At 71.0% G+C, this 24,043-nt stretch carries 13 protein-coding genes; 7 read left to right on the top strand and 6 right to left on the bottom strand.

Annotated elements, in window-relative coordinates; genetic code table 11:
• On the top strand, window positions 1–376 hold a 376-nt coding region (locus RR3_RS23025; RefSeq protein WP_139278886.1), incomplete at its 5' end, for an SDR family NAD(P)-dependent oxidoreductase.
• A 39-nt stretch (window positions 377–415) separates the two neighbouring features.
• Entirely contained in the window at window positions 416–2,329 is a 1,914-nt protein-coding gene (locus tag RR3_RS23020; RefSeq protein WP_064066428.1) for a galactan 5-O-arabinofuranosyltransferase, read from the top strand.
• A gap of 54 nt (window positions 2,330–2,383) precedes the next feature.
• Here RR3_RS23020 and RR3_RS23015 read toward each other — a convergent pair whose 3' ends face one another.
• The 3 genes from RR3_RS23015 to map form a co-directional block, all read right to left on the bottom strand.
• Complete coding sequence (locus RR3_RS23015; protein ID WP_010596175.1) at window positions 2,384–2,803, bottom strand: DoxX family protein; 420 nt, start codon at window positions 2,801–2,803, stop codon at window positions 2,384–2,386.
• Window positions 2,804–2,962: 159 nt separating this feature from the next.
• Window positions 2,963–5,737, bottom strand: coding sequence for an FAD-binding and (Fe-S)-binding domain-containing protein (locus tag RR3_RS23010; RefSeq protein ID WP_064066429.1), 2,775 nt, complete (start codon window positions 5,735–5,737; stop codon window positions 2,963–2,965).
• 71 nt (window positions 5,738–5,808) lie between these two features.
• Window positions 5,809–6,576, bottom strand: coding sequence for a type I methionyl aminopeptidase (gene map / locus RR3_RS23005; RefSeq protein ID WP_040270436.1), 768 nt, complete (start codon window positions 6,574–6,576; stop codon window positions 5,809–5,811).
• Between the two features lie 38 nt (window positions 6,577–6,614).
• On the opposite strand from map, the gene RR3_RS23000 reads away from it, so the two are divergent.
• The 5 genes from RR3_RS23000 to RR3_RS22980 all read left to right on the top strand — a co-directional run bounded on the left by RR3_RS23000 (window position 6,615) and on the right by RR3_RS22980 (window position 15,396).
• Entirely contained in the window at window positions 6,615–6,884 is a 270-nt protein-coding gene (locus RR3_RS23000) for a helix-turn-helix domain-containing protein (RefSeq protein ID WP_026137866.1), read from the top strand.
• A 108-nt stretch (window positions 6,885–6,992) separates the two neighbouring features.
• Window positions 6,993–10,244 (top strand): arabinosyltransferase domain-containing protein, encoded by a 3,252-nt coding sequence (locus RR3_RS22995; RefSeq protein ID WP_064066430.1) that lies wholly within the window; start codon window positions 6,993–6,995, stop codon window positions 10,242–10,244.
• A gap of 61 nt (window positions 10,245–10,305) precedes the next feature.
• Window positions 10,306–13,617, top strand: a complete 3,312-nt coding sequence (locus tag RR3_RS22990; protein WP_064066431.1) for an arabinosyltransferase domain-containing protein — start codon at window positions 10,306–10,308, stop codon at window positions 13,615–13,617.
• A gap of 210 nt (window positions 13,618–13,827) precedes the next feature.
• Complete coding sequence (locus RR3_RS22985) at window positions 13,828–14,262, top strand: hypothetical protein (RefSeq protein WP_010596183.1); 435 nt, start codon at window positions 13,828–13,830, stop codon at window positions 14,260–14,262.
• 183 nt (window positions 14,263–14,445) lie between these two features.
• The gene (locus tag RR3_RS22980) at window positions 14,446–15,396 is read left to right on the top strand and encodes a hypothetical protein (RefSeq protein ID WP_040270441.1); all 951 of its coding nucleotides are present in this window, start codon (window positions 14,446–14,448) and stop codon (window positions 15,394–15,396) included.
• Between the two features lie 73 nt (window positions 15,397–15,469).
• Here the strand turns inward: RR3_RS22980 and RR3_RS22975 are convergent, their stop codons facing one another.
• The 3 genes from RR3_RS22975 to fadD32 are packed head-to-tail and all read right to left on the bottom strand — an operon-like array spanning window position 15,470 to window position 23,992.
• Window positions 15,470–17,014: an acyl-CoA carboxylase subunit beta gene (locus tag RR3_RS22975; RefSeq protein ID WP_010596185.1), complete on the bottom strand. Its 1,545-nt coding sequence runs from the start codon at window positions 17,012–17,014 to the stop codon at window positions 15,470–15,472.
• 7 nt (window positions 17,015–17,021) lie between these two features.
• Window positions 17,022–22,052: a polyketide synthase Pks13 gene (pks13, locus tag RR3_RS22970; RefSeq protein ID WP_064066432.1), complete on the bottom strand. Its 5,031-nt coding sequence runs from the start codon at window positions 22,050–22,052 to the stop codon at window positions 17,022–17,024.
• Between the two features lie 50 nt (window positions 22,053–22,102).
• Window positions 22,103–23,992, bottom strand: a complete 1,890-nt coding sequence (gene fadD32 / locus RR3_RS22965; protein WP_040270427.1) for a long-chain-fatty-acid--AMP ligase FadD32 — start codon at window positions 23,990–23,992, stop codon at window positions 22,103–22,105.
• Window positions 23,993–24,043 lie beyond the last annotated feature (51 nt).

Here is a 24,043-nt window from a genome sequence, read left to right as displayed (position 1 = left end):
CGGCGAGAAGATGAAGGCGCAGGGCTACGGGCGCATCATCGCGATGTCCTCCGTCGCCGGTGAGCGGGTCAAGCGAGCCAACTTCGTGTACGGCTCCGCGAAGGCCGGGCTCGACGGCTTCTACCTGGGCCTCGGGGAGGCCCTGGCGCCGTTCGGTCCGCGGGTGACGGTGGTGCGTCCCGGACAGGTGCGCACCAAGTTCAGCGCCCACGTCGAGGAAGCGCCGCTGACGGTCGACAAGGAGGACGTCGCCGCGCTGGCCGTCGCCGCGTCCGCGAAGGGCAAGGAGATCGTCTGGGCTCCGGGCGCCTTCCGGTACGTGATGATGGTGCTGCGGCACATCCCGCGCGCGATCTTCCGGAAGCTGCCGATCTAGGCTGCGGGGGTGTCCGACCCAGTCGTATCCTCTTCCGACGTGGCCCCCTTCCGGCGAGCCCTCCGCACCGCCGGCGAGGGGGCCGCTGCGGTTGTCGTCGCGACGATCGTCGCCGCCGTGGGGCTGTTCGCGTTCGCGCGCGTGCAGTGGCCCGCATTCAACTCCTCGAACGTCACGCAGGCCGTCACGACGGTGCTGCAGGTGGGGGCGCTCGCCGTGCTCGCCGGCTCGGTCGTGCTGCTGCGCCGGAGGCGGTGGACGGCGTTCGCGCGGGTGCTGTCGTGGGCGGGTCTGTCGGGTCTGGTCACCGTCACCCTCGGGATGCCGTTGGCGGCGACGAAGCTCTATCTGCACGGCATCTCCGTCGACCAGGAGTTCCGCACCGAGTACCTGACGCGGCTCACCGACTCCCCCGCGCTGCGGGACATGACGTACGCGGACCTGCCGCCGTTCTACCCCGCCGGCTGGTTCTGGATGGGCGGCCGCTTCGCGAGCCTGCTCGGCCTGGACGGCTGGGAGGCGTTCAAGCCGTGGTCGATCGTGTCGCTGGCCGTCGCCGCCGTCGTCGGGCTCGTGCTGTGGACCGCGTTGGTGCGGGTCGACCTGGCCGTGCTGGTCGCCACCGCCACCACCGCCGTCGTCCTCGCCTACGGCTCTCCGGAGCCGTACGGCGCGTTCGTCGCGCTGCTGATCGCGCCTGCCCTCGTCATGGCGTGGGGGGCGCTGTCGCGCCCGGTGCGTCCTTTGGGCTGCCCCAGCCGCCCAAAGGACACACCGGGCGGCGGAGCCGTCGTCGGGACCGGGCTCTTCCTGGGCCTGGCCGCGACGTTCTACTCCCTCTACCTCGGGATCGCGGCGTTCGCGGTGACGGTGATGGCCGTCGTCGCCGCGGTACTCGCGCGACGCGCGGCGGGCACCTGGCGCGCCGCGCTCCCCGTGCTGGTACGGCTGGGCGTGATCGCGGGGATCGCCGTCGCCGTCGCGCTGCTCGTGTGGGCGCCGTTCGTGCTCGAGGTGCTGCGGGGCGGGTCCACCGCCGGATCCGGCACGGCGACGCACTACCTGCCCGAGACCGGGGCGCGGCTGCCCCTGCCGATGTTCCACGGTTCCCTGATCGGGCTGCTGTGCCTGCTCGGCACGGTGTGGCTGGTCGGGCGGGCCACGTCGTCGCGGCGTGCGCAGGCCCTCGGGCTCGGCGTGGTGTCCGTGTACCTGTGGTACCTGGCGTCGATGGCGCTGACCGCGCTGGGCAACACTTTGCTGGCCTTCCGCCTCGAGGTGATCCTGCTCGTGCTGCTCGCGGCGGCCGGCACGTTCGCGTTCGTCGACTTCACCCGCTGGATCGTGCTGGCCACCAGCGAGAACCAGCGGGTGCGGTGGTCGCTCATCGCGGTCGGCGTGCTGGGTGCGCTCGCGTTCACCCAGAACATCCCCCAGGTCCTCGCGAACGAGATCACCGTCGCCTACACCGACACCGACGGCAACGGTGAACGCGCCGATCAGCGTCCGCCCGGCGCGGGCGCCTACTACGCCGAGCTGGACGAGACGATCACCGTGGCGCTGGGCCGGCCGCGCGACGAGATCGTCGTCCTCACCGCCGACACCGCCTTCCTCGCCTACTACCCGTATCTCGGGTTCCAGGCGCTGACGTCGCACTACGCGAACCCGTTGGCGGACTTCGAGGGACGCGCCGCCGCGATCGAGGACTGGGCGTCGGTCGAGACGACCGACGAGCTGCTCGCCGCGTGGGACGAGTCCCCGTGGCGGGGACCCGATGCGATCGTGTTCCGGCAGGGCGCCGAGGGTTACACCCTCCGGCTCGCCGAGGACGTGTACCCCAACGACCCCAACGTCCGTCGCTACACGGTGACGTATCCGAAGTCGCTGTTCGACGATCCGCGGTTCACGGTCTCGGAGATCGGACCGTTCGTCGTCGTCGCCCGCACGGGATAGCGGGCACGCGACGGTCCGCGAACACCGTTCGCGGACCGTCGTGACGTGGGCGTGCTATCCGCGGCGCAGCGGCATCACCGACCGCACCACCGGATCACGCAGATACAGTCCGGCCCAGACGAACACACCGACGTAGACCGGGAACAGGATGGTGCTGAAGAGCGGCATCTCGTTGAGCATGTTGGTGGCCACGGCGCCGCCGAGATACCCGGTCAGCAGCACCGCCCCGAGGATCGAGGTGGCCGGGACCAGGTACAGCGCCAGGCACACGAGCATGACGACGCCGATGACGTAGTTGAGGTTCGGATCGAAGCCCAGATCGATCATCGCCTGCCGCGCCTGGTCGACGTTGAGGACGTGGATCGCGGCGTCGAACAGCAGGAACAGCACGACGAGGCCGGTGATCACCAGGCCGGCGATGCGGAATTTCCGGTCGGTGGGACGCTCGGCGGGGCGGGTGGTGGTCGAGATCATGGCAGGCTCCTCGGTCGGGGTGGCGGTCTCGCTACGGACTGACCAGCCGGCCCCGGAAAACTCATCGCACCGCACCGCACCGCACCGCACCGCACCGTGCCGATCCGGCGACCCGAGCCCGGCCCGGCCCGGTCCCGACACCCGGAACCGAGCCCCGGCTCACAACCGGGACGCCAGCAACTCGGCGAGGTGGACGCCGCGACGCTCGGTGAGATCGGCGATCTGGGTGCGGCAGGAGTAGCCGTCGGCGAGCACGACGTCGTCGGGACCCGCCGCGGCGATCGCGGGCAACAGCTGGTGCCCGGCGACGGCGACCGAGACGTCGTAGTGCGCCGGCACCACCCCGAAGTTGCCGGCGAGACCGCAGCATCCGCCGAGCCGGGTGACCGTTGCACCGGCCCGGCGCAGCAGCGCGGCGTCGGCGCCCCAGCCCATCACGGCGTGGTGGTGGCAGTGCGGCTGGGCCACCACCGACGTCCCGGACAGTGACGGCGGTTCCCAGTCGCCGAGCAGTTCGGCCAGCGTCACCGTCGAGTCGGCGACGGCGCGTGCCGGTTCGAACCCGAGCAGCTCCACGGCGTCGGAGCGCAGGACCGCCGTGCACGACGGCTCGAGGCCCACGATCGGCATGCCGGCCGGGAACAGTGCGGAGATGGTGCGGCCCAGGATCTTCCGGGCCGTATCCAGCTGGCCGGTGGTGATCCACGTCAGCCCGCAGCACTGTTGCTTTTCGGTCACGCACACCCGTCGGCCGGCCGCCTCGAGGACCCGCACCGCGGCGATCGCCACCTCCGGCGTGAAGTACTCGGTGAAGGTGTCGACGAACAGCAGGACGGGCTCGCCGTCCGTACGACGTTCGGCCGCCGTGTCCGCGAACCAGCGACGGAACGTGCGGGGCGCGAACTCGGGCACGCGGCGACGCCGGTCGACGCCGGCGAGGGTCAGTCCGGCGGACGCCACCCCCGGCAGCTTGGCGAGGGTGTTCACGACGCGTGGTGCGCGACCGGCCAGCGCCGCCCAGCGCGGGAGCCGTCCCAGCGTGTAGTGCGTGGCGGGACGGAGCCGACCCTGGTAACTCTGGTGCAGCACTTCGGATTTGAACGTCGCCATGTCTACACCGGTCGGACAGTCGGAGGCACAGCCCTTGCATGCCAGGCACAGTTCGAGGGCCTCGTGCACCTCCGGTGAGCGCCAGGACCCGGTGACGAGCGTGCCGTTGAGCATCTCCTGCAGGACCCGGGCCCGGCCGCGGGTGGAGTCCTTCTCCTCCCGGGTCGCCAGGTAGGACGGGCACATCACCCCGCCGAGGCCGGCGGTGTCGGCGCGGCACTTGCCGACGCCGGTGCAGCGGTGCACGGCCTGCCTGAAGTCGCCGTCGTCGCCCGCGTACCGGAAGGCGAGCAGGTCCCGGACCCGGTGCGCGGCCGGGATCCGAAGGTCCCGGTCCACGGGAGCCGGGTCGACGAGCACACCGGGATTGAGCAGGCCCTCGGGGTCGAACACCGCCTTGACGGCGCCGAACAGTCGCAGCGCGGTCGGCGAGTACATCAGGGGCAGCAGTTCGCTTCGCACCCGGCCGTCGCCGTGCTCGCCCGACATCGACCCCCCGAACGACGCCACGAGTTCCCCTGCTGCGAAAAGGAATTCACGGAACATTCCGGGCATCTCGAGCGGCACGTCGAGGCGGATGTGGATGCAGCCGTCGGCGAAGTGACCGTACGGATAGCCGGTCACGCCGTACCGGGACAGCAGCGACTCGAACTCGCGCAGGTACTCCCCCATCCGTTCCGGCGGGACGGCGGCGTCCTCCCAGCCGGAGTGGGCGGGCCGCCCGGCGGGGCTGCGCCCGGCCAGTCCCGCCCCGTCCTCGCGGATGCGCCACAGCTGCGCGGCCTTGCCGGGGTCGGTCACGATCAGTGAATCCACCGCCACCGCAGCGTGTTCGACGGATCGCGCCCGTGCCAGGACCTCGTCGGCGTCGTCGCCGGACAGTTCGACGAACAACCACGCCGCCCCCCGCGGCAGCGGAGGCACCGCCGCCGCGCCGCGCCGCGCGCGCACGACGTCGACGATCCGCGAGTCGAGCCCCTCGCACGCGGTCGGACCGAAGCCGAGCAACGTGTGCGCGGCGTCGCCCGCCGTCGCGATGTCGGGGTAGCCGAGGGCCACCAGGACGCGGACCGCGGGGTCGGCGACGAGCCGCACCGTCGCCTCGGTGACGACACCGAGCGTGCCCTCGCTGCCGACGAAGAAGCGCAGGACGTCGAACCCGTTCTCGGGCAACAGGTGTTCGAGGGCGTAGCCGGAAGCCTGTCGGCCGAACCGCCCGAACTCGGTGCGGATGGTGGCGAGGTGGTCGAGGGTGATCCGGCGCAGTGATTCGAGAACGGGCGCGTCGTCGGGCAGCGACAGGTGCCGGCCCGCGCCGGTGAGCACCTCGAGACCGAGAACGTTGTCGGATGTGCGTCCGTAGCCGAGGGTGCGGGCACCGCAGGCGTTGTTGCCGATCATCCCGCCGACGGTGCAGCGGTTGTGGGTGGACGGGTCGGGTCCGAAGCGCAGTCCGTACGGGGCGGCGGCGCGCTTCAGTTCGGACTGGACGACGCCGGGCTGCACGGTCGCCGTGCACGCCTCGGGGTCGATCCGCAGGACCCGGCCGAGGTGGCGGGCGAAGTCGAGTACGACGCCGGGCCCGACGGCGTTGCCGGCGACGGAGGTCCCGCCGCCGCGTGAGGTGAGCGGAACGCCGTGCCGGCGGCACACCTCGAGCACGGTGCCGACCTCGTCGATCTCGCGGGGCCGCACCACCGCCTGCGGGGGCACCCGGTAGAGCGAGGCGTCGGACGAGTAGAGCGCGCGGGTGGTGGTGTCGTCGAACACCTCGGAGATGCCCGCGTCGCGCAGGGCCTCGCCGATCGTCCTCGCCCGGGCCATAGGCCGATGCTAGTGCCTGCAGGGGTCGCTTCGTCGCAGGTCGGACCGGCACGGCCGGGGTCGATGCGCCGTCAGCGGGAGGTGAGGACGACCGGTCCGTCCTCGGTGATCGCGACGGTGTGCTCACAGTGCGCGGCCCGGCTGCCGTCGGCGGTGCGCAGCGTCCATCCGTCCGGGTCGTGCCGGTAGGCGTCGCCGCCGCCGGCGTGCAGCATCGGCTCGACGGCCAGCACCAGTCCCGGCCGCAGCCGCATCCCCCGCCCCACCCGGCCCTCGTTGGGCACGTGCGGGTCCTCGTGCATGCGGCGGCCGATGCCGTGACCGCCGTGGTCGGCGAGCATGCCGTAGCCGCGGGAGCGGACGTATCCGCCGATCGCCGCGCCGATGTCGCCGAGACGGTTTCCCGGCACGGCCGCGGCGACGCCGCGCGCGAGGGCGTCCTCCGCCGCGGCGATCAGGGCGAGGTCCTCGGGGTCGGCGGTCCCGACGGTGAAGCTCACGGCGGCGTCCCCGCACCAGCCGTCGAGCACCGCCCCGCAGTCGATGCTCACCAGGTCACCGTCACGGAGCCGGTAGCTGCCGGGAATGCCGTGGACGACGGCGTCGCCGACGCTCGCGCACACGACACCGGGGAACGGCGACGGCGCCCAGTCGGGGTGGTAGCCCAGGAACGGGGAGGTCGCGCCGGCGGCTCGGAGGACCTCGGCGGCGACGTCGTCGAGGTCCTTCAGGCAGACCCCGATTCCCGCGTGGGCCCGCACGGTTGCCAGCGCCTCCGCGACCACGGCACCGGCGGCGCGCATCGCCTCGACCTCGCCGGGCGTCTTCAACTCGACCATCACACCTCCAATAGAAATACCGGTATTACTATACGGGAATGGTGCGCGAACCACTTACTCCGGCCCAACTCGAGCGAGGACGACGCCTGGGCGAACGCCTCCGCGCGGCACGCGGCGCCGCCGGGATGGCGACGGTCGCCGCCGAGGCCGGCATCTCCGTCGAGACCCTCCGGAAGATCGAGACCGGACGCATCGCCACGCCCGCCTTCTTCACCGTCACCGCGCTCGCCCGGGTCCTCGGACTCTCCCTCGACGACCTGGCCGGCGACCCGACGGACGATCCCGCCGAGCACGAGGCCGCCTCCTGACCGGAGGAGGCCACCCCCGCCTCCCCCGTCCCTCGCCTAGCATCGATCCTTGTGCCCGTCGATGTCCTTTCGCCCGAAACGCCCGCTTACGCCGATACGAAGGCGCGCGTGCGCACGGCCAGGATCGTCGCGACGGTCAGCGGACTGCTCGGCATGCTGCTCGCCCTGGCCGTGCCGTTCCTGCCGGTCCGGCAGGAGGCCGCCACCGTCAGCTGGCCGCAGGGCAGCGACCTGACCAACATCGAGGCGCCCCTCGTCTCCTACGCCCCCCTCGAACTGCGCGCGAGCGTGCCTTGCTCGGCCTTCCCGCTGCTCGGCGACGAGGGTGGCACCCTGATCTCGACCGTGCCGCCGGACGCCCCCGACGCCACCGAGAACGCCCTCGTGATCCGCACGGTCCCCGGCACCGACGGTGGGCCCGCCGCCATGGAGGTGGTGCTGCGCAACTCGGTGGTCGTGTCGGCACCGATCGACGACGAGCACCGCTGCACAGCCGTCACCGTCGCCACCAACGCCGACCGCACCGCCGCCGAGATCGTCGGCCTCGGGCAACACGACGACGGGCACCACATCGCCACGCTCGACGGCGATCATCGGCCGCAGATGGTCGGCGTCTACTCCGACCTGCAGGGATCGGCGCAGGCCCTCACCTCCGGCCCGGACGCCGAGCGGCTGTCCGTCCGTGCCGCCCTCGACTCGCGGTTCACCTCCACCCCGACGCTGGTCAAGTTCGTCGCGATGCTCGTGTGCATCCTCGCGACCCTGCTGTCACTCGTGGCGCTGCACCGCCTCGACGGCGTCGACAACCGCCGCGCCCGCCGGATCCTGCCCGCCCACTGGTGGCGGTTCACCGCGGTGGACGCGGTCGTCGTGGGCACACTGCTGCTGTGGCACGTCATCGGCGCCAATACCTCCGACGACGGCTACATCCTCACCATGGCCCGCGCCTCCGACGAGGCCGGCTACATGGCCAACTACTACCGGTGGTTCGGTGTCCCCGAGGCCCCGTTCGGCTGGTACTACGACGTGCTCGTCCTGCTCGCGAAGGTCTCCACCGCCAGCGTGTGGATGCGGCTGCCCGCCCTGCTCGCCGCGATCGCCTGCTGGATGGTCATCAGCCGCGAGGTCATTCCCCGGCTCGGTGTCGCCGTCCGCCGCAACCGCATCGCGCTGTGGACCGCGGGGCTGGTGTTCCTCGCCTTCTGGCTGCCGTACGACAACGGCCTGCGCCCCGAGCCCGTCATCGCGCTCGGCGCCCTGCTCACCTGGTGCTCGATCGAACGCGCCGTCGCCACCGGCCGGATGCTGCCCGCCGCGATCGCCGTGCTGCTCGCCGCCTTCTCCCTCGCCGCCGGACCCACGGGACTCATCGCGGTCGCCGCGCTCGTCGCCGGGGCGCGGCCCGTCCTCGTCCGGTTGGTCGGCCGCCGCCGGCTCGTCGGGGTGGTCCCGCCCCTCGCCGCCATCCTCGCCGCGGGCACCGTCGTCCTCGTCGTCGTCTTCGCCGACCAGACCCTCGCGTCGGTGCTCGAGGCGACCCGGGTGCGCTCGGCGGTCGGACCCAACGTGCCGTGGTTCGACGAACGGCTGCGCTGGGACGCCCTGCTGACCGTCTCCCCCGACGGCTCCCTCAGCCGCCGGTTCGGCGTGTTCGTCATGCTGCTGTGCCTGGTCGTGTGCGTGATGCTGATCCTGCGCAAGGGCCGCATCCCCGGCACGGCCCTCGGGCCGTCGCGCCGCATCCTCGGCATCGTCTTCGCGTCCCTGCTGCTGATGATGCTCACCCCGACCAAGTGGACCCACCACTTCGGCGTGTACGCCGGACTGGCCGGATCCGTCGCCGCACTCGCCGCGGTCGGGGTCGGCGCCGTCGGCATCCGCTCGGCCCGCAACCGCGCGCTCTTCACCGCCGGGGTGCTGTTCGTGCTGGCGCTGGCATTCACCGGCTCCAACGGCTGGTGGTACGTCTCGAGCTACGGGATTCCCTGGTGGGACAAGCCGCCGTCGATCTCCGGACGCGCCTTCTCCACCGGCCTGCTGGCGCTGGCCCTCGTCGCGCTGGGCGTCGCCGCCTGGTTCCACCTGCGCGAACCGTTCGCCACCCCGAGACCCGACCGCAACGGCCGCGTGAAGGCGATCGCCTCGGCGCCGCTGACCGTCGTCGCCGCGGGCGTCGTCCTGTTCGAGGTGCTCTCGCTCGTCAAGGGCGCGGTCGCGCAGTACCCGGCGTACTCGATCGCCCGGTCCAACGCCGCCGCCCTGACCGGCGGCAGCTGCGGCCTCGCCGACGACGTCCTCGTCGAGACCGACCCGAACGCCACCGCGCTGGCCCCCGTCGACGGCGACGTCGCCGGGGCCCTCGGCGCCGGCACCGCCGACGGCTTCACCCCGAACGGCGTCGCCCTCGACCTCACCGCCGACGAGGAGATCTCCACCACGGGCGGCGCCAACACGGTCGACACCGAGGAGGGCGGCACCACCACCTCCACGGGCGCCGGCACCGGCGGCGGCCGCGGTGCCGCCGGCATCAACGACAGCACCGTCGCGCTGCCGTTCGGCCTGGACCCCGCCCGCACCCCCGTGCTCGGCAGCTACCGCGCCGGCGCGCAGCAGGAAGCCGTGCTCGAGTCCGGCTGGTATGCGCTGCCCGACCGCACCGACGCCACGCCGCTGCTGGTGGTCACCGTCGCCGGCCGCGTGCACTACGTCGACCCCGACGGCGTCCTCATCCCCGGTGCGGACGTGCTGCTCGAGTTCGGCCGGACCGGCGACGGTTCGAGCGTCGAGCCGCTGACCCGCGTCGCGCCCATCGACATCGGACCGTCTCCGTCGTGGCGCAACCTGCGGGTGCCGGGCGACCGGATCCCCGCCGACGCCGACACCGTCCGCCTGGTGGTGACCGACGGCAACCTGGCCCCCGACCAGTGGGTGGCGGTCACGCCGCCGCGGATGCCGCGCCTCGAGACCCTGAACACCGTCGTCGGCTCCACGGCACCGGTCCTGCTCGACTGGTCGGTGGGGTTGGCGTTCCCCTGCCAGCGTCCGTTCGACCATCGCTACGGTGTCGCCGAGGTCCCCGAGTTCCGGATCCTGCCCGACCGGGTCGGGGCCGACTCCACCAACGGCTGGCAGGACGACATCGGGGGCGGCCCGCTCGGCTGGATACCGCTGCTGCTCACCGCCGAGACCGTTCCCACCTATCTGAACCACGACTGGGACCGCGACTGGGGCTCGCTGGAGCGATACTCACCCATCGATCCGAGCGCGAGGACTGCCGAGATCACCACCGAGGACGTCGTCCGCTGGGGCTGGTGGACACCCGGCCCGATCCGCGACGGTGTGCCCGTAATGCGTGAATGAGGTCCTACGCGTCGGTAGGGACGGTGCGTCCGCTCATCTGCGCCCGATACCATCGACAATCGTGCCCGACGACGTGACCACAGTTCCCGCCCCCTCCGCAGCCGTGCCCCGGCCGCCGGTTGCCCGGGATCTGCGGGCGCAGTACCGCACCGCCCGGCTCGTCGCCACGGTGGCGGGCCTGCTCGGTGTGCTCCTCGCCGTCGCGACCCCGTTCCTGCCCGTCAAGGTCACCGAAGCCACCGTCACCTGGCCGCAGAACGGCTCGACCGGGCCGGTCGAGGTGCCGCTCATGTCGCAGGTGCCGCTGCAGCTGAGCGCGACCGTGCCGTGCACCGCCGTCGCGAGCATGCCGCCCGGCGGTGGCATGCTCCTCGCGACCGCACCACCGAGCGGTGAGGGCGCCGCACTCAACGCGATGTTCGTGCGGGTGGGCGCCGCGAACGTGGACGTTCTCGACCGCAACGTCGTCGTGGCCACCGCCCCGCGCAGCGACGTCGAATCCGCCGCGTGCACCGAGATCAGCATCTTCTCCGACGTCGACCGCACGACCGCGGAGTTCGTCGGCCTGAGCGACGAGAACGGCAACCCGCGCGCCGGTGAGCTGACCGGCGACCTGCGCCCCCTCGTCGTCGGCGTGTTCAGCGACCTGGACACCACGGTGCCCGGCATGTCGGTGACCGTCGACGTCGACTCCCGGTTCTCGTCGTCGCCGACGGTGGTCAAGCTCCTCGCGATGATCCTGGCGGCCCTGTCGACCGCGCTGGCGATCGGTGCGCTCGCCAAACTCGACGGCACCGACGGCCGGGGGCATCGCCGCTTCCTGCCGTCGCACTGGTGGAAGTTCACCGGCGTCGACGCGGTCGTCGTCGGCACCCTCCTCGGGTGGCACTTCTTCGGGGCGAACACCTCCGACGACGGCTACCTGCTGACCATGGCCAGGGTCTCCGAGCACTCGGGCTACATGGCCAACTACTTCCGCTGGTTCGGCGTCCCCGAGGCCCCCTTCGGCTGGTACTACGACATGCTCGCCGCGTTCGCCGAGGTCTCCACCGCCAGCGTCTGGATGCGGCTGCCCGCCCTGCTCGCCGGCATCACCTGCTGGATGGTGATCAGCCGCGAGGTGGTGCCCCGCCTCGGCCGCGCCGTCCGGCACAACACCGTCGCGCTGTGGACCGGCGGCCTGGTGTTCCTCGCCTTCTGGCTGCCCTACAACAACGGCCTGCGCCCCGAGCCGATCGTCGCGCTCGGCGCCCTGCTGACCTGGTGCTCGATCGAACGGGCGATCGCCACGGGCCGGCTGCTGCCGGCCGCGACGGCGGTGGTGATCGGCGCGTTCACCCTCGCCGCCGCCCCCACCGGCCTGATGTGCGTCGCCGCCCTGCTCGCCGGCATCCGGCCCATGACCCGCATCGTGGTGCGCCGCCACCGCGAGGTCGGGACGCTGCCGCTGCTCGCCCCGATCGCCGCCGCCGGCACCCTCGTGCTCGTCGTCGTGTTCTCCGACCAGACCCTCGCCGCCGTGCTCGAGGCCACCCGCGTGCGCACGATCATCGGCCCGAACGAGGAGTGGTGGAACGACTTCCTCCGCTACTACTACCTGTTCGTGCAGACCGTCGACGGCTCGCTCGCCCGCCGGTTCGCGTTCCTCGTCATGCTGCTGTGCCTGTTCACGTCGCTGCTGGTGCTGCTGCGCCGGCGCCGGATCCCCGGCGTCGCGACGGGCCCGTCGTGGCGGCTGATCGGCATCGTCTTCGGCACGATCTTCTTCATGATGTTCAACCCCACGAAGTGGACCCACCACTTCGGGGCGTACGCGGGCATCGCGGGGTCCCTCGCCGCCCTCACCGCGGTCATCGTCTCCGCGAGCGCGCTGCGGTCGCGGCGCAACCGCACGATCTTCCTCGCCGGACTGCTGTTCGTGCTCGCAGTGTCGTTCGCAGGTATCAACGGCTGGTGGTACGTGTCGAGCTACGGCATCCCGTGGTTCGACAAGACCGTCTCCTTCAACGGCAACCAGTCCAGCTCGCTGTTCCTGATCCTCTTCGGGCTCGCCCTCGGGCTCGTCGCGTGGCAGTACCTGCGTGAGGGCTACGCGCCGCCGCAACCCAGACCCACGACCCGCAAGGGCCGCCGGATCCGCAAGTTCGCCGCGGCGCCCCTGACCGTCGTCGCCGGAGCAATGGTGCTCTTCGAGGTGCTGTCGCTGCTCAAGGGCGCGGTGTCGCAGTATCCGGCGTATTCGCTCGCCCGGTCCAACGTCGGCGCACTCGCAGGCCAGACCTGCGGGCTGGCCGACGACGTCCTCGTCGAATCCGACCCGAACTCCGGTCGGCTCGCACCCATCGTCGACCCGGACAACCCGCCCCGTGACGGTGACGCCCTCGCCGGCGCCGCCCCCGTGGGCTTCGGTCCCAACGGCATCCCGTCGGACCTGACGGCCGACTACGTCGAGGTCAAGCCCGGCCAGGGCAACACCGACAACCAGAGCGTCGGGCCGACGTTCGAGACCGGTGCCGGCGGCGGCACCACCGGCGGCACCGGGGCGCGCACCGTCAACGGCTCGGACGCCAAGCTGCCGTTCGGCCTCGACCCGGCCGTGACCCCCGTGCTCGGCAGCTACCAGGAGGGCGTGCAGGAACCGGCGTTGCTCACGTCGAGCTGGTACGGGTTACCCGAGCGCACCGACGACGCGCCGCTCGTCGTCATCTCGGCGGCCGGTCGCATCTGGTCCGTCGACGACACCGGCGCCACCACCTACGGCCAGTCGCTGCTTGTCGAGTACGGCAGGCGCCTGCCCGACGGCACCGTCGAACCGCAGGGCACCTACCTGCCGCGCGACATCGGGCCCGCGCCGTCGTGGCGGAACCTGCGCATCCCGCTGTCGGAGCTGCCCGCCGACACCGACGCCGTCCGCATCGTCGCCAACGACCCCAACCTCACGGGCGACCAGTGGCTGGCGTTCACACCGCCGCGCGTGCCGAAACTCGAGACGCTCGACACCGTGGTCGGCTCGGAGCAGCCGGTGCTGCTCGACTGGGCGGTGGGCCTGCAGTTCCCGTGCCAGCGTCCGTTCGACCACCGCTACGGCATCGCCGAGATGCCGAACTACCGCATCCTGCCGGACCGACCCCTGGCCGTGTCCTCCACCGATACGTGGCAGTCCGCGGACAACGGCGGACCGCTGGGCTTCACCGAGGCCCTCGCGCGCCCCGAGCAGATCCCCACGTACCTGAAGGACGACTGGGCCCGCGACTGGGGCTCGCTCGAGCGGTACGTGCGGTTCTACCCGGACGCGGTGCCGGCCGAGCCGCAGACCGAGACGGTCACCCGCTCCGGGCTGTGGAACCCGGGCACGCTGCGCGTGTACGAGTAGGCCATCCCGCTGCGGCCGCATGCGGTCCTCTCGCGCCTTTCGGACCGAATGTCACACCGGTTCGGCTCCATCGACCGAATGTGACATTCGGCCAGTCGCGCCGCCGGTAACGTCGTCCGTTTCGGGCGCGATGTCACGAATGTTCGATTCTGCTCGATCGCGAACTGTTCATCGGGCCAGCGGGGGTGGGCCGGCTACGGAAGGAACTGTATGTCGAAGAAGCGTGCATTCGGACTCGCGGCGGTTACCGCCGCGGTTCTCGGCGCCGGAGTGGCGACTGCCCCGGTAGCCGTCGCCGCTCCCGAAAATGCCACCACGCTCACGCGTGTCATCGGATCGGGCGAGTCCGGCTCGTTCGGTTACGGCGGAGCCTTGGTGAACGAGGCGGTCACGGTGCGCGTCGACCCCGACGAGCCCGGCATCAGCTGGTTCGGCGGCAGCATGTGGTGCTACTGCAAGATCTCCTGGACCAACATCACCACCGGGGCCAGCGGAACCAACGAACTCCCGTCCCGGCCGGTGCTCGGCGGAGGAATGACCGGTACGCCCCGCGCCGAGACCGGCTCCGGCCGAATCGTCGCCACCGTCACCGTCCCGAACGGCTTCACGTACCTGCCGGGAGTCGGGACCTGGGTCGTCCCCTGACCGTCCGGACCGAATGTCACATCGCTTCGATTGCATCGAACCCATGTGACATTCGGTCCGTCCGTCGGTCCGCCTCGGTCCGCCCGCGACGGGTAGTCCACAACCTCGCCGTTCATCCACAGATTTTGCCCACCCTCCCGTTGCACCCCTCGAGCGCGGCATTTCCCGGTGATCATGGGCGGCATGAGACGCGGAACGTGGGGGGACGACGTCGAACAGCTCGTCGGGCTGAGTGTCAACGGCATCATCCGCACCTCGACACTGTTGGGATGCGGGATGAGCAGCAGCACCATCTCCGGCCGTTGCCGGAAGGGTGGTCCGTGGCAGCGGATTCTGCCCGGTGTCGTTGCGCTGCACAGCGGCCCGCTCACGCAACTGCACAGACAGACGGCAGCGCAGATGTACGGAGGCGACGAGGCCGTCATCTCGGGCCACGCCGCGCTCGGCGTGCACGGATACGCCCCCTCGGCGACGAAGAGCGACATCCTGCTGCTCATCCCGCAGAATCGGCATCGCAGGAACTTCTCGTTCGTCACCGTCGAACGCAGCTGGCGTGTACCCGAACCCGTACGCAAGGGCACACTGCGGATCGCACCCGTCGCGCGCAGCCTGCTCGATGCCGGACGGCGGACGTCACGAACGGACGACTGCCGCGCCTTGTTCGCCGCCGCGCTCCAACGCGGCGATGTCACCGTGGACCACCTGGCACGCGAACTTGCAGAGGGCAGCAGTCGAGGAACCGCAGTGCCGCGCAAGGTGATCCAGGAACTGGTCGACGACGCGCATTCGGTCGCCGAGATCGAGGCCCAGAAGCTGTACTCCACCTCGGGTCTTCCCCCGATGGTGCACAACCGGGAGGTCGAGGACTCGAACGGAACTTGGATCGCCCGTCCGGACGGCTGGCTCGATGCCGTGGCACTGGCGTGGGAGATCGACTCGTTCGCACATCATCTCAGCGCAAGAGACCACGAGGCAACGATGCGGCGCCGGGCGGTCATGCAGCGGCACGGGATCATCGTCGTCACCCATCTGCCCAGACAGATCCGGCACGAACCGGCGATCGTGCTCGCCGATCTTGCGGCGGCCTACCGGCAGGGTCTCGAACGTCCACGACCCGACGTGCGGGTTCGGTAGCCCCGCGAGGCGAACCGAATGTCACATCGCGTCGATCGATCGACGCGATGTGACATTCGGCCCACCAGAAGGGCTAGAGCGGAAGCAAGTGGTGCTTGCGCGGATTCTTGAACACCTTCTTGTCGCGCAGCAACGTCAGCGCCTTGCGGATCTCCAGACGCGTCTTGTGCGGCTCGATCACCGCATCGATGTAGCCGCGCTCGGCCGCGATGTACGGCGTCGCGATGTGCTCGTTGTAGAAGTTGATCAGCTGCTGACGGACCGCCGGAGCGTTCTCGCCGGCCGCCTCGATCTGGCGACGGCCGATGACCGCCACCGCACTCTCGGCGCCCATCACCGCGATCCGCGCCGTGGGCCACGCGAAGTTCACATCCGCGCCGAGCTGCTTGGAGCCCATCACCGCGTAGCCACCGCCGTAGGACTTGCGTACCACCACGGTCACCTTCGGCACCGACGCCTCGACGAACGAGAACAGGAACCGGCCGCCGCGCTTGATGACCCCGATCTTCTCCTGCTCCACACCCGGCAGGAAGCCGGGGGTGTCGACGACGAACACCAGCGGAATGTCGTACGCGTCGCACACCCGCACGAAATGCGCGGCCTTGTCCGAACTCGCCGCGTCGAGCGCCCCGGACAGGTACAGCGGCTGGTTCGCCACCACCCCGACGGGCCGCCCGTCGACGCGGGCGAAGCCGGTGATGATGTTCGGGGCGACCTGCGAGCGGATCTCGAAGAAGTCGCCGTCGTCGAAGATCTTGAGCAGGACGTCGTGCATGTCGTAGCCGGAGTTGTCGGCGTCGGGCATGAACGTGTCGAGCTCGAGATCGTCCGGCGTGATCTCCGGTTCGAGGCCCGGATTGATCACCGGGGGCTTCTCCTGCGCGTTCGACGGCATGTAGCTCAGGTACTTGCGGGCCCACTCGAACGCGGCCTTCTCGTCCGGCGCGACGTGGTGCACGTTGCCGTACTCGGCCTGCTTACGGGCGCTGCCGAGTTCGTCGAGGCTGACGTCCTCCCCGGTGACGGACTTGATGACGTCCGGGCCGGTGACGAACATGTACGCCTCTTCGGTGGCGACGACCACGTCGGTGTTGATGGGCGCGTACACGGCGCCCCCGGCGCACTTGCCCAGGATGATCGACACCTGCGGGCACAACCCCGACAGCGGCTCGTGCCGCTTGCCCAGTTCCGCGTACCACGCCAGCGACGTCACCGCGTCCTGCACCCGGGCACCGCCGGAGTCGTTGATGCCGACCACCGGGCAGCCGATCTTCAGCGCGAAGTCGAGGATCGCGGCGACCTTGCGGCCGAACATCTCGCCGACGCTGCCACCGAACACGGTCTGATCGTGCGAGAACACCGCGACGGGCCGGCCGTCGACGGTGCCGTGACCGACGACGACGCCGTCACCGTAGAGCGCGTCGTCACGGCCGGGCGTCTTCATGAGCGCCCCGATCTCGACGAAGCTGCCCGGGTCGAGCAGCATGTCGATGCGCTGTCGCGCACTGGGGATGCCCTTGGCGGCGCGTTTGGCCACCGCGGCCTCCCCGGCCGGCTCCTTGGCGATCTCGAGATTCTTGCGCAGCTCGGCCAGCTTCTCGGCCGTCGTCGTGGTCACTACTCGATCAGCTCCTCGTGGCCTCGATGTCGGCCAGCTTGCGTGTCAGGTCGGCCCCCACCTTCCCGATGTACGGCTCGTCGACCACCTGGAGGTGATCGCCGCCGACACGGATGACCTCCAGATTACGGACCGACTCACCCCAGCCACCGTCGGGCTGCCTGGTCCCGAATGCGGGCTCGAGTTCGATGGCGTCGTCGTGGTAGCGGTCCGCCATGTACAGCACCACGTCGCCGTCGTACGGCTCGAGCTTCGCCGTCTGGATGGCCCGGTTGTCCAGCCACGACGTGCGCTGGTGCTCGATGATGCCGCCGGGGATCCTCGTACCGCTCATCTTGAGCAGGTCCATGAGGATGCGCACCTGCCCCTCGTCGTCCGTCGCGGCGAGCTTGTCGTACGGCAGCGGAGCGTCGACCCCGTAGGTCTTCTTCGCGAACTGCGCGTACCGCTGCCAGCGCTTGGTGATCTCCTCGGCAGTGTCCTCGACCTTCTCCCCGGCCATCACCGTGTCGATGAGGCCGACGAGCCGCACGTCCTTGCCCTCCGCGCGCAGCAGCCGGGCGACCGCGTAGGCGAGCACACCGCCCAGCGACCAGCCGTACAGCACATACGGACCGTCGCCCTGGATCTCCTTGATCTGCGGGAGGTACTCCTGGGCACGCTGCTCGATCGGGCCCTCGGTGCGTTCGAAGCCGTACATCGGGGTGCCCTCGGGCAACCGGCGCAGGAGCGGCTCGTACACGACGGTGGATCCGCCGGCGGGGTGGAACACGAACACCGGCACGGCGTCCGAGCCCTCGGGCCGCGGCCGCAGCGTACGGACGAGCCCGTCGATGCGATCCGCCGATTCGAGGTGCCGGCGCACGCTCTCGGCGAGCTGCTCGATGGTCTCGGCGTCGAGCACGTCGTCCACGGTGATCTCGCCGTTCGCCCGCTCGGTCAGCCGGGCGGCGAGGCGCTCGGCCGTCTCGTCGTCGAGGATCGGCAGGGTGTTGAAGATGCCCTTCGCCGACTGCCCGGTGATCACGGCCCACGTCGCGAACGTGAGCCGCTCGGCGGCGTCGCGCGGCGGCACGTCGGTGCCGGATGCCTCCGCGACCGCCTGCCGGTCGGTGACGTCGGTGGCCTTGTCCGCTTCGGTGCTCGCAGCGGTCTCACCGGTCTTGCCGGCCTCTGCGGTCTCCGCGGCCTCAGCGGTCTCGGCGGCCTCGGCGGCCTCAGTGGCCTCGAGTATCGCCTCCGCCTCGTGCACCACCCCGGTGTCCTCCACCGGCGAGACCGCAGGCAGCTCGAGCGACGCGTCCTCCCGAGCGGCGGTGTCGCGGTCGGCGGCCTGCTGGGCGGCGAGCGCGGCGACCTCCTCGCGGTTCTCCACGGCGTACCGCAGGTACTTCGCGACGTCGCGCAGGCTGGCGTCCTTCACCGCGGCGAGCTGCAGCTGCGGGATGTCGAACTCGTACTCGACGCGGTTCTTGATCCGCACCGCCATGAGCGAGTCCAGCCCCAGCTCGATCAGCGGAATCTCGACGGGCAGATCCTCGGGCGCGTACCCCATCGATTCGGCGACGATCAGCGCCAGCCGATCCTCGAGGGTCTGCGACCCGTTCGGATTCCACTTGTCGCCGAAGCTCTCCACCACCTCGGACAGCGTCTCGACCGGCCCGGTGGAGCGCTCGGCCGGCGCGGGCGTCGGGGCCGGCAGCGCGTCACCGGAGGCGACGACCGCATCGAACAGCAACCGGAACTCGCCGTCCGCCGCGTCCCGGCCGTGCACGTGCAGCGACGCGCCGCCGAGGTGCCGGGTCAGCGTGGTGGTGAGGGTGCCGGTGGCGGGGACGTCACCGTACGGCACGGACGCGGTGAGGGTGACGTCGGCGAGCACCTGCGACGCGGCGGCGACGGCGAGTTCACCGAGGTCGGTGACCGCGTCGGCGCGCACCTCCCACACGTGCCGGCCGTCGGGCAGCGCGACGTGCGCGCCGGGCACGCGGGCACTGCCGCCGGTCCCGATGCGGGTCTCGAGCCAGAACGGCTTGCGCAGGAACACCGTCCGCGGCAGGTCGGCGTACGCGCCGGCCGGGAGCAGGCTGTGCAGGTCCACGGTGTGGCCGTGCACGTACAGCTGCGCGAGGGCGGTGAGCACGCCCAGCGGCTCGTCCTCCTTGCGCTTGAGGGTCTGGATCAGCTGGGTGTCGATGACCCCGGCCGCGTACGCCGTCGCGGCCACGGACATCAGCGCGACCGGATTGGGGGCCAGCTCGACGAAGGTGGTGTGCCCGTCGGTGACGGCCAGCTTGACCGCATTGGTGAAGTAGACGCTGTGCCGCAGACCCTTGGTCCAGTACTCGACCTGGTGGATGCCCTCGTGCCCGGCGCGGTAGTGGGTGTCCTGGTCGACCGACGAGTACACGTCGACCTTCAACCGGTGCGGCTCGATGCCGGCGAGTTCGGCGGCGAGCTCGCCGAGGAGCGGATCCACCTGCGAGGTGTGGCTGGCGCCCTTGGTCTGCAGCACGCGGGCGAGCTTCTCCTCCGACTCCGCCCGCGCGACGATCGCGTTGACCTCGTCCTGCGGGCCGCCGATGACGGTGTGCGTCGGCGCCGCGTAGACGCAGACCTCGAGGTGCGGGTAGTCGGTGAGGACCTGCTCGATCTCCGCGGCACTGTACTCGACGAGCGCCATGAGCCGGATGTCGTCGCCCTCGAGCAGCGCCTCGGCCTCGCCCATCAGGCGCGAGCGCGCGCAGATGACGCGGACGGCGTCCTCGAGCGACAGCCCACCCGAGATGTATGCCGCGGCGGCCTCACCCATGGAGTGGCCGACGACGGCGGACGGCTCGGCGCCGTGGTGACGCAGCAGCTTCGCGAGGGCGACCTGGATGGTGAAGATGCCGACCTGCGAGGTCTCGACGTCGTAGTCCTGGGCGTCGTCGAGGAACTTCTCCTTCATGGAGTAGCCGGCCTCGTCCTCGATCAGCTCGTCGATCTCGTCGACGGCCGCCGCGAACACCGCGTTCTCGAGGTACAGCTGCTTGGCCATCTTGCGGTGCTGCGATCCGAACCCGGACAGCACCCACACCGACCCGTTGGCGGCGGGGGCGTCGGCGGAGAACACGCCCTGGGCGGGCTTTCCGGCGGCGACGGCGCGCAGCCCGGCGATGGCCTCGGCGCGGGTCGTCGCGATCACGACGGCGCGCGAGCGGCCGTGGTTGCGGCGGGAAAGGGTGCGGGCGACGTCGGCGAGCGGCGTGGTGCTGCCCGCCTCCGTCTCGAGCCAGTCGGCGAGGTCGGCGGCGGCCCGGCGACGGCGCGACGGCATCGCCGCGGACACCGCGAGCAGCACCGGGCGCTCGGCGTTCTCGTCCGAGCGAATGTGCCCCTCAGCTCCTTCAGCCGACGGAACGACACCTTCGCTCGGCTCTGCCACGGGCGCCTCGTCCGGCCCGGCCGGCGCCGCTTCGGGGCCGGTGTACTCGCGGACCACGACATGGGCGTTGGTGCCGCCGAAGCCGAACCCGGAGACGCCGGCGATCGCCTTGCCGGTGTAGCGCGGCCACTCGGCGCCCTCGGGGATGACCTTCAGGCGGGCCTGCTCGAACGGGATGTACGGGTTCGGCGCCGTGTAGTTCAGCGTCGCCGGCAGGTGGTTCTCCTGCATCGCGAGGACCACCTTGATCAGGCCCGCCGCGCCGGCGGCCGCCTCGAGGTGGCCGAAGTTGGTCTTCGCCGAGCCCAGCAGCACCGGCTTGTCGGCGTCGCGTCCGCGGCCGACGACACGGCCGAGGGCGTCCGCCTCGATCGGGTCGCCGAGCACGGTTCCGGTGCCGTGGGCCTCGACGTAGTCGACGCCGGACGGCAGGATGCGCGCGTCCCGGTAGGCGCGGCGCAGCACGTCGACCTGGGCCTCGGGGTTCGGCGCCGCCAGCCCGTTGGAGCGGCCGTCCTGGTTGACGGCGGAACCGGCGATGACGGCGAGCACGGTGTCGCCGTCACGCTCGGCGTCCTCGAGCCGCTTGAGCACGACGAGGCCGCCGCCCTCGGCGCGGACCATGCCGTCGGCGTCGGCCGAGAAGGCCTTGATGCGGCCGTCGGGGGCCTGCACGCCGAGCTGGTCGAAGCCGAGGGTCGCGGCGGGCGCGACGAGCATGTTCACGCCGCCGGCCAGCGCCACGTCGGCGTCGCCGTCGCGCAGGGCCCGCACCGCCTGGTGCACGGCCACGAGCGACGACGAGCACGCGGTGTCCAGGGCGACGGACGGTCCGCGGAAGTCGAAGAAGTACGAGACCCGGTTGGCGACGATGGACGTGGCCGTGCCGGTCAGCGCGTACGGATGCGCGGCGGACGGGTCGCTCACCGCGAGGAGCTGGTAGTCGTTGGCGGAGCTGCCGATGAACACGCCGACCGGGCGGCCCTTGAGGTCGCTGGCCGGAATGTGGGCGTGCTCGAGCGCCTCCCAGGTCAGTTCGAGGGCGAGGCGCTGCTGCGGATCGACCATCTCGACCTCGCGCGGCGACATCGCGAAGAACTCGGCGTCGAAGCCCTTGACGTCGTCGAGATACCCGCCGCGGGTGTTGGCCGCGGCGATGGCGGACGAGATCTGCGGGTCGTCGGCGAATTCGGACCACCGTCCCTCGGGGAGGTCGGTGATCCCGTCGCGGCCCTGTGCAAGCAGCTGCCACATCTCGGCGGGGGTGCTCACGTGCCCGGGCAGCCGCGTGGCGAGACCGACGATCGCGATGTCGTGTGCCCGGCCGGCCGGACCGGCGGCGTAGAAGGCGCTGTCGTCCCCCTCCGGGAGCTCGGGCTCGCCCTCGATGATGCGCGTGGCCAGCGACGCGATGGTCGGGTGCTGGTACGCGATCGTCGCGGTGAGGGTGACGCCGAGCAGTTCCTCGATCTCGCCGCTCAGCGCGACGGCGTCGCGGGACGAGAGACCGAACTCCTCCATCGGGCGATCGTCGGAGATCTGTGCCACCGGTTGCCCGGTGGCCTCGGCGATCCAGTTTCGCAGCCATTCGCGCAGCTGCGCGACGGTCATTTCAGTGTCAGCCATCAACCCACCACGCTACCCGGGAAAGAGAACAATGTTTAAACGCTATCGGGGAAGGCCTGCTGCGTGTAACCGCCGCGCAGGGTTCCCTCGATGTACGCGGCCTTGCACGCGCGCCGCGCGATCTTGCCACTCGACGTGCGCGGGATCGACCCGGCCGGAACGAGCAGGACGTCGCGTGCGGTCACACCGTGCCGTGCCGAGATCGCCGCCCGCACGGTGTCCGCAACCGGCTGCGGATCCGCCTTGCCCGCACCCGGCGCCCGCTCGGCGACGATGACCAGCTGCTCCGAGGCGTCGTCGGGGTCGAACTGCAGGCCCGAGTGCGAGTTCTCGAACACCACCTGCGGCAGCTGGTTGGCCGGCACGGCGAAGGCGGCCACGAAGCCGGGGCGCAGCGCGGAGCTGGCCTCCTGCGCCGAGAACTCCAGGTCCTGCGGGTAGTGGTTACGTCCATCCACGATGACCAGGTCCTTGACGCGGCCGGTGATGTACAGCTCGCCGTCGACGTACACGCCGTAGTCGCCGGTGCGCAGCCAGTGCGCGTCGGCCGGCGTGCCCTCGGCGTGGCTGCCGACGGTCAGGCGGTCGGCGATCGTGTTGCGGAAGGTCTCCGCGGTCTCCTGAGTGCGTCCCCAGTACCCGATGCCGATGTTCTCGCCGTGCAGCCAGATCTCCCCGACGTGCTCGTCCGGCACCTCGGTGGCGGTCTCGGCGTCGACGATCGCGGCCCACTGGCTGCGCGCGACGTATCCGCAGGAGACCTGCGCGATGGCGTTCGGCGCCTCCTTGTCGACCTTGACGATGCGGCCGGCGCCCAGCTGGTCGCGGTCGACGTAGATGACCTTGGCCTCGTCGGTGTGCCGGGTGGACGAGACGAACAGCGTCGCCTCCGCCATGCCGTACGACGGCTTGATCGCGGTCTTGGGCAGGCCGTACGGCGCGAACGCCTCGTTGAACTTGCGCATCGAGGACGTGGTCACCGGCTCGCTGCCGTTGATCAGGCCGATCACGTTGCTCAGGTCGAGGGTCTCACCCGGCTTCGGCAGTCCTCGCGCGGCCGCGTGCTCGAACGCGAAGTTCGGCGCGGCGGCGAACGTGCCGGCGCCGTCGGAGACGGCGGCGAGTTCCTTGATCCACCGGCCCGGCCGCTGCACGAAGGCGCGCGGGCTCATGATGGTGATGTACTTGCCGCCGATCGCGGGCAGGATGATCGTGAGCAGGCCCATGTCGTGGAACAGCGGCAGCCACGTCACACCGCGCGAACCCTCGTTGAGTTCGATGGAGTCGGCCATCTGGATGCAGTTGGTGAGGACACCGCGGTGGGTGATCTCGACGCCCGCGGGCACGCGGGTCGATCCGGAGGTGTACTGCAGGTAGGCGATGTCGTCGGTGCCGATCCGGGGTCGCGTCCACGAGTCGGCGACGGTGTCGGGGATCGCGTCGACCGCGATGATGCGGGGGCGCTGCGCGGCGGGCAGCGGCCGGAAGAACTGCCGGACCCCGGCCGCGGAGGTGGTGGCGGTGAGGATGGCGCTGGGTGTGCAGTCGCCGAGGACGGCATGCAGCCGGTCGGTGTGGCCGGGCTCGTCGGGATCGAACAGCGGGACGGCGATGGTGCCGGCATAGATGGCCGCAAAGAAGGAGACGACGTAGTCCAGGCCCTGCGGGGCAAGGATCGCGACGCGGTCGCCGGGCTCGGTGACCTGCTGCAGCCGGGCCGCGATCGCGCGCAGACGTACCCCGAACTGCTGCCAGGTCAGCTCGTGGACCTCGCCGTCACGTTCCCGCGAGTAATCGATGTAACGGTACGCAAGATCGTCGCCGTTCTCGGCGAAATGCTGCTCGAGGTGGTCGAGCAGAGTGTTGCCCTCGGGCAACACGATCTGTCCGTTCTCATCGATGAACTCTTCGAACCCGACGCTCATTCCTTCTCCCTGTCGAAGCGATCCCACAACCACTCGACATGGTTGCGCCCC

The organism is Rhodococcus ruber NBRC 15591 (assembly GCF_001894945.1).
GTDB classification, from domain to species: domain Bacteria; phylum Actinomycetota; class Actinomycetes; order Mycobacteriales; family Mycobacteriaceae; genus Rhodococcus; species Rhodococcus ruber.
This window is presented reverse-complemented; position numbering and strand designations above follow the sequence as displayed.

Bases quoted from the DNA above. Each gene is read 5' to 3' on its own strand.
- pks13 (WP_064066432.1), bottom strand. From the start codon at position 22,052: ATGACCGTCGCGCAGCTGCGCGAATGGCTGCGAAACTGGATCGCCGAG.
- fadD32 (WP_040270427.1), bottom strand. From the start codon at position 23,992: ATGAGCGTCGGGTTCGAAGAGTTCATCGATGAGAACGGACAGATCGTG.
- RR3_RS23010 (WP_064066429.1), bottom strand. From the start codon at position 5,737: ATGGCCCGGGCGAGGACGATCGGCGAGGCCCTGCGCGACGCGGGCATC.
- map (WP_040270436.1), bottom strand. From the start codon at position 6,576: ATGGTCGAGTTGAAGACGCCCGGCGAGGTCGAGGCGATGCGCGCCGCC.
- RR3_RS22980 (WP_040270441.1), top strand. From the start codon at position 14,446: ATGAGACGCGGAACGTGGGGGGACGACGTCGAACAGCTCGTCGGGCTG.
- RR3_RS23000 (WP_026137866.1), top strand. From the start codon at position 6,615: ATGGTGCGCGAACCACTTACTCCGGCCCAACTCGAGCGAGGACGACGC.
- RR3_RS22985 (WP_010596183.1), top strand. From the start codon at position 13,828: ATGTCGAAGAAGCGTGCATTCGGACTCGCGGCGGTTACCGCCGCGGTT.
- RR3_RS23015 (WP_010596175.1), bottom strand. From the start codon at position 2,803: ATGATCTCGACCACCACCCGCCCCGCCGAGCGTCCCACCGACCGGAAA.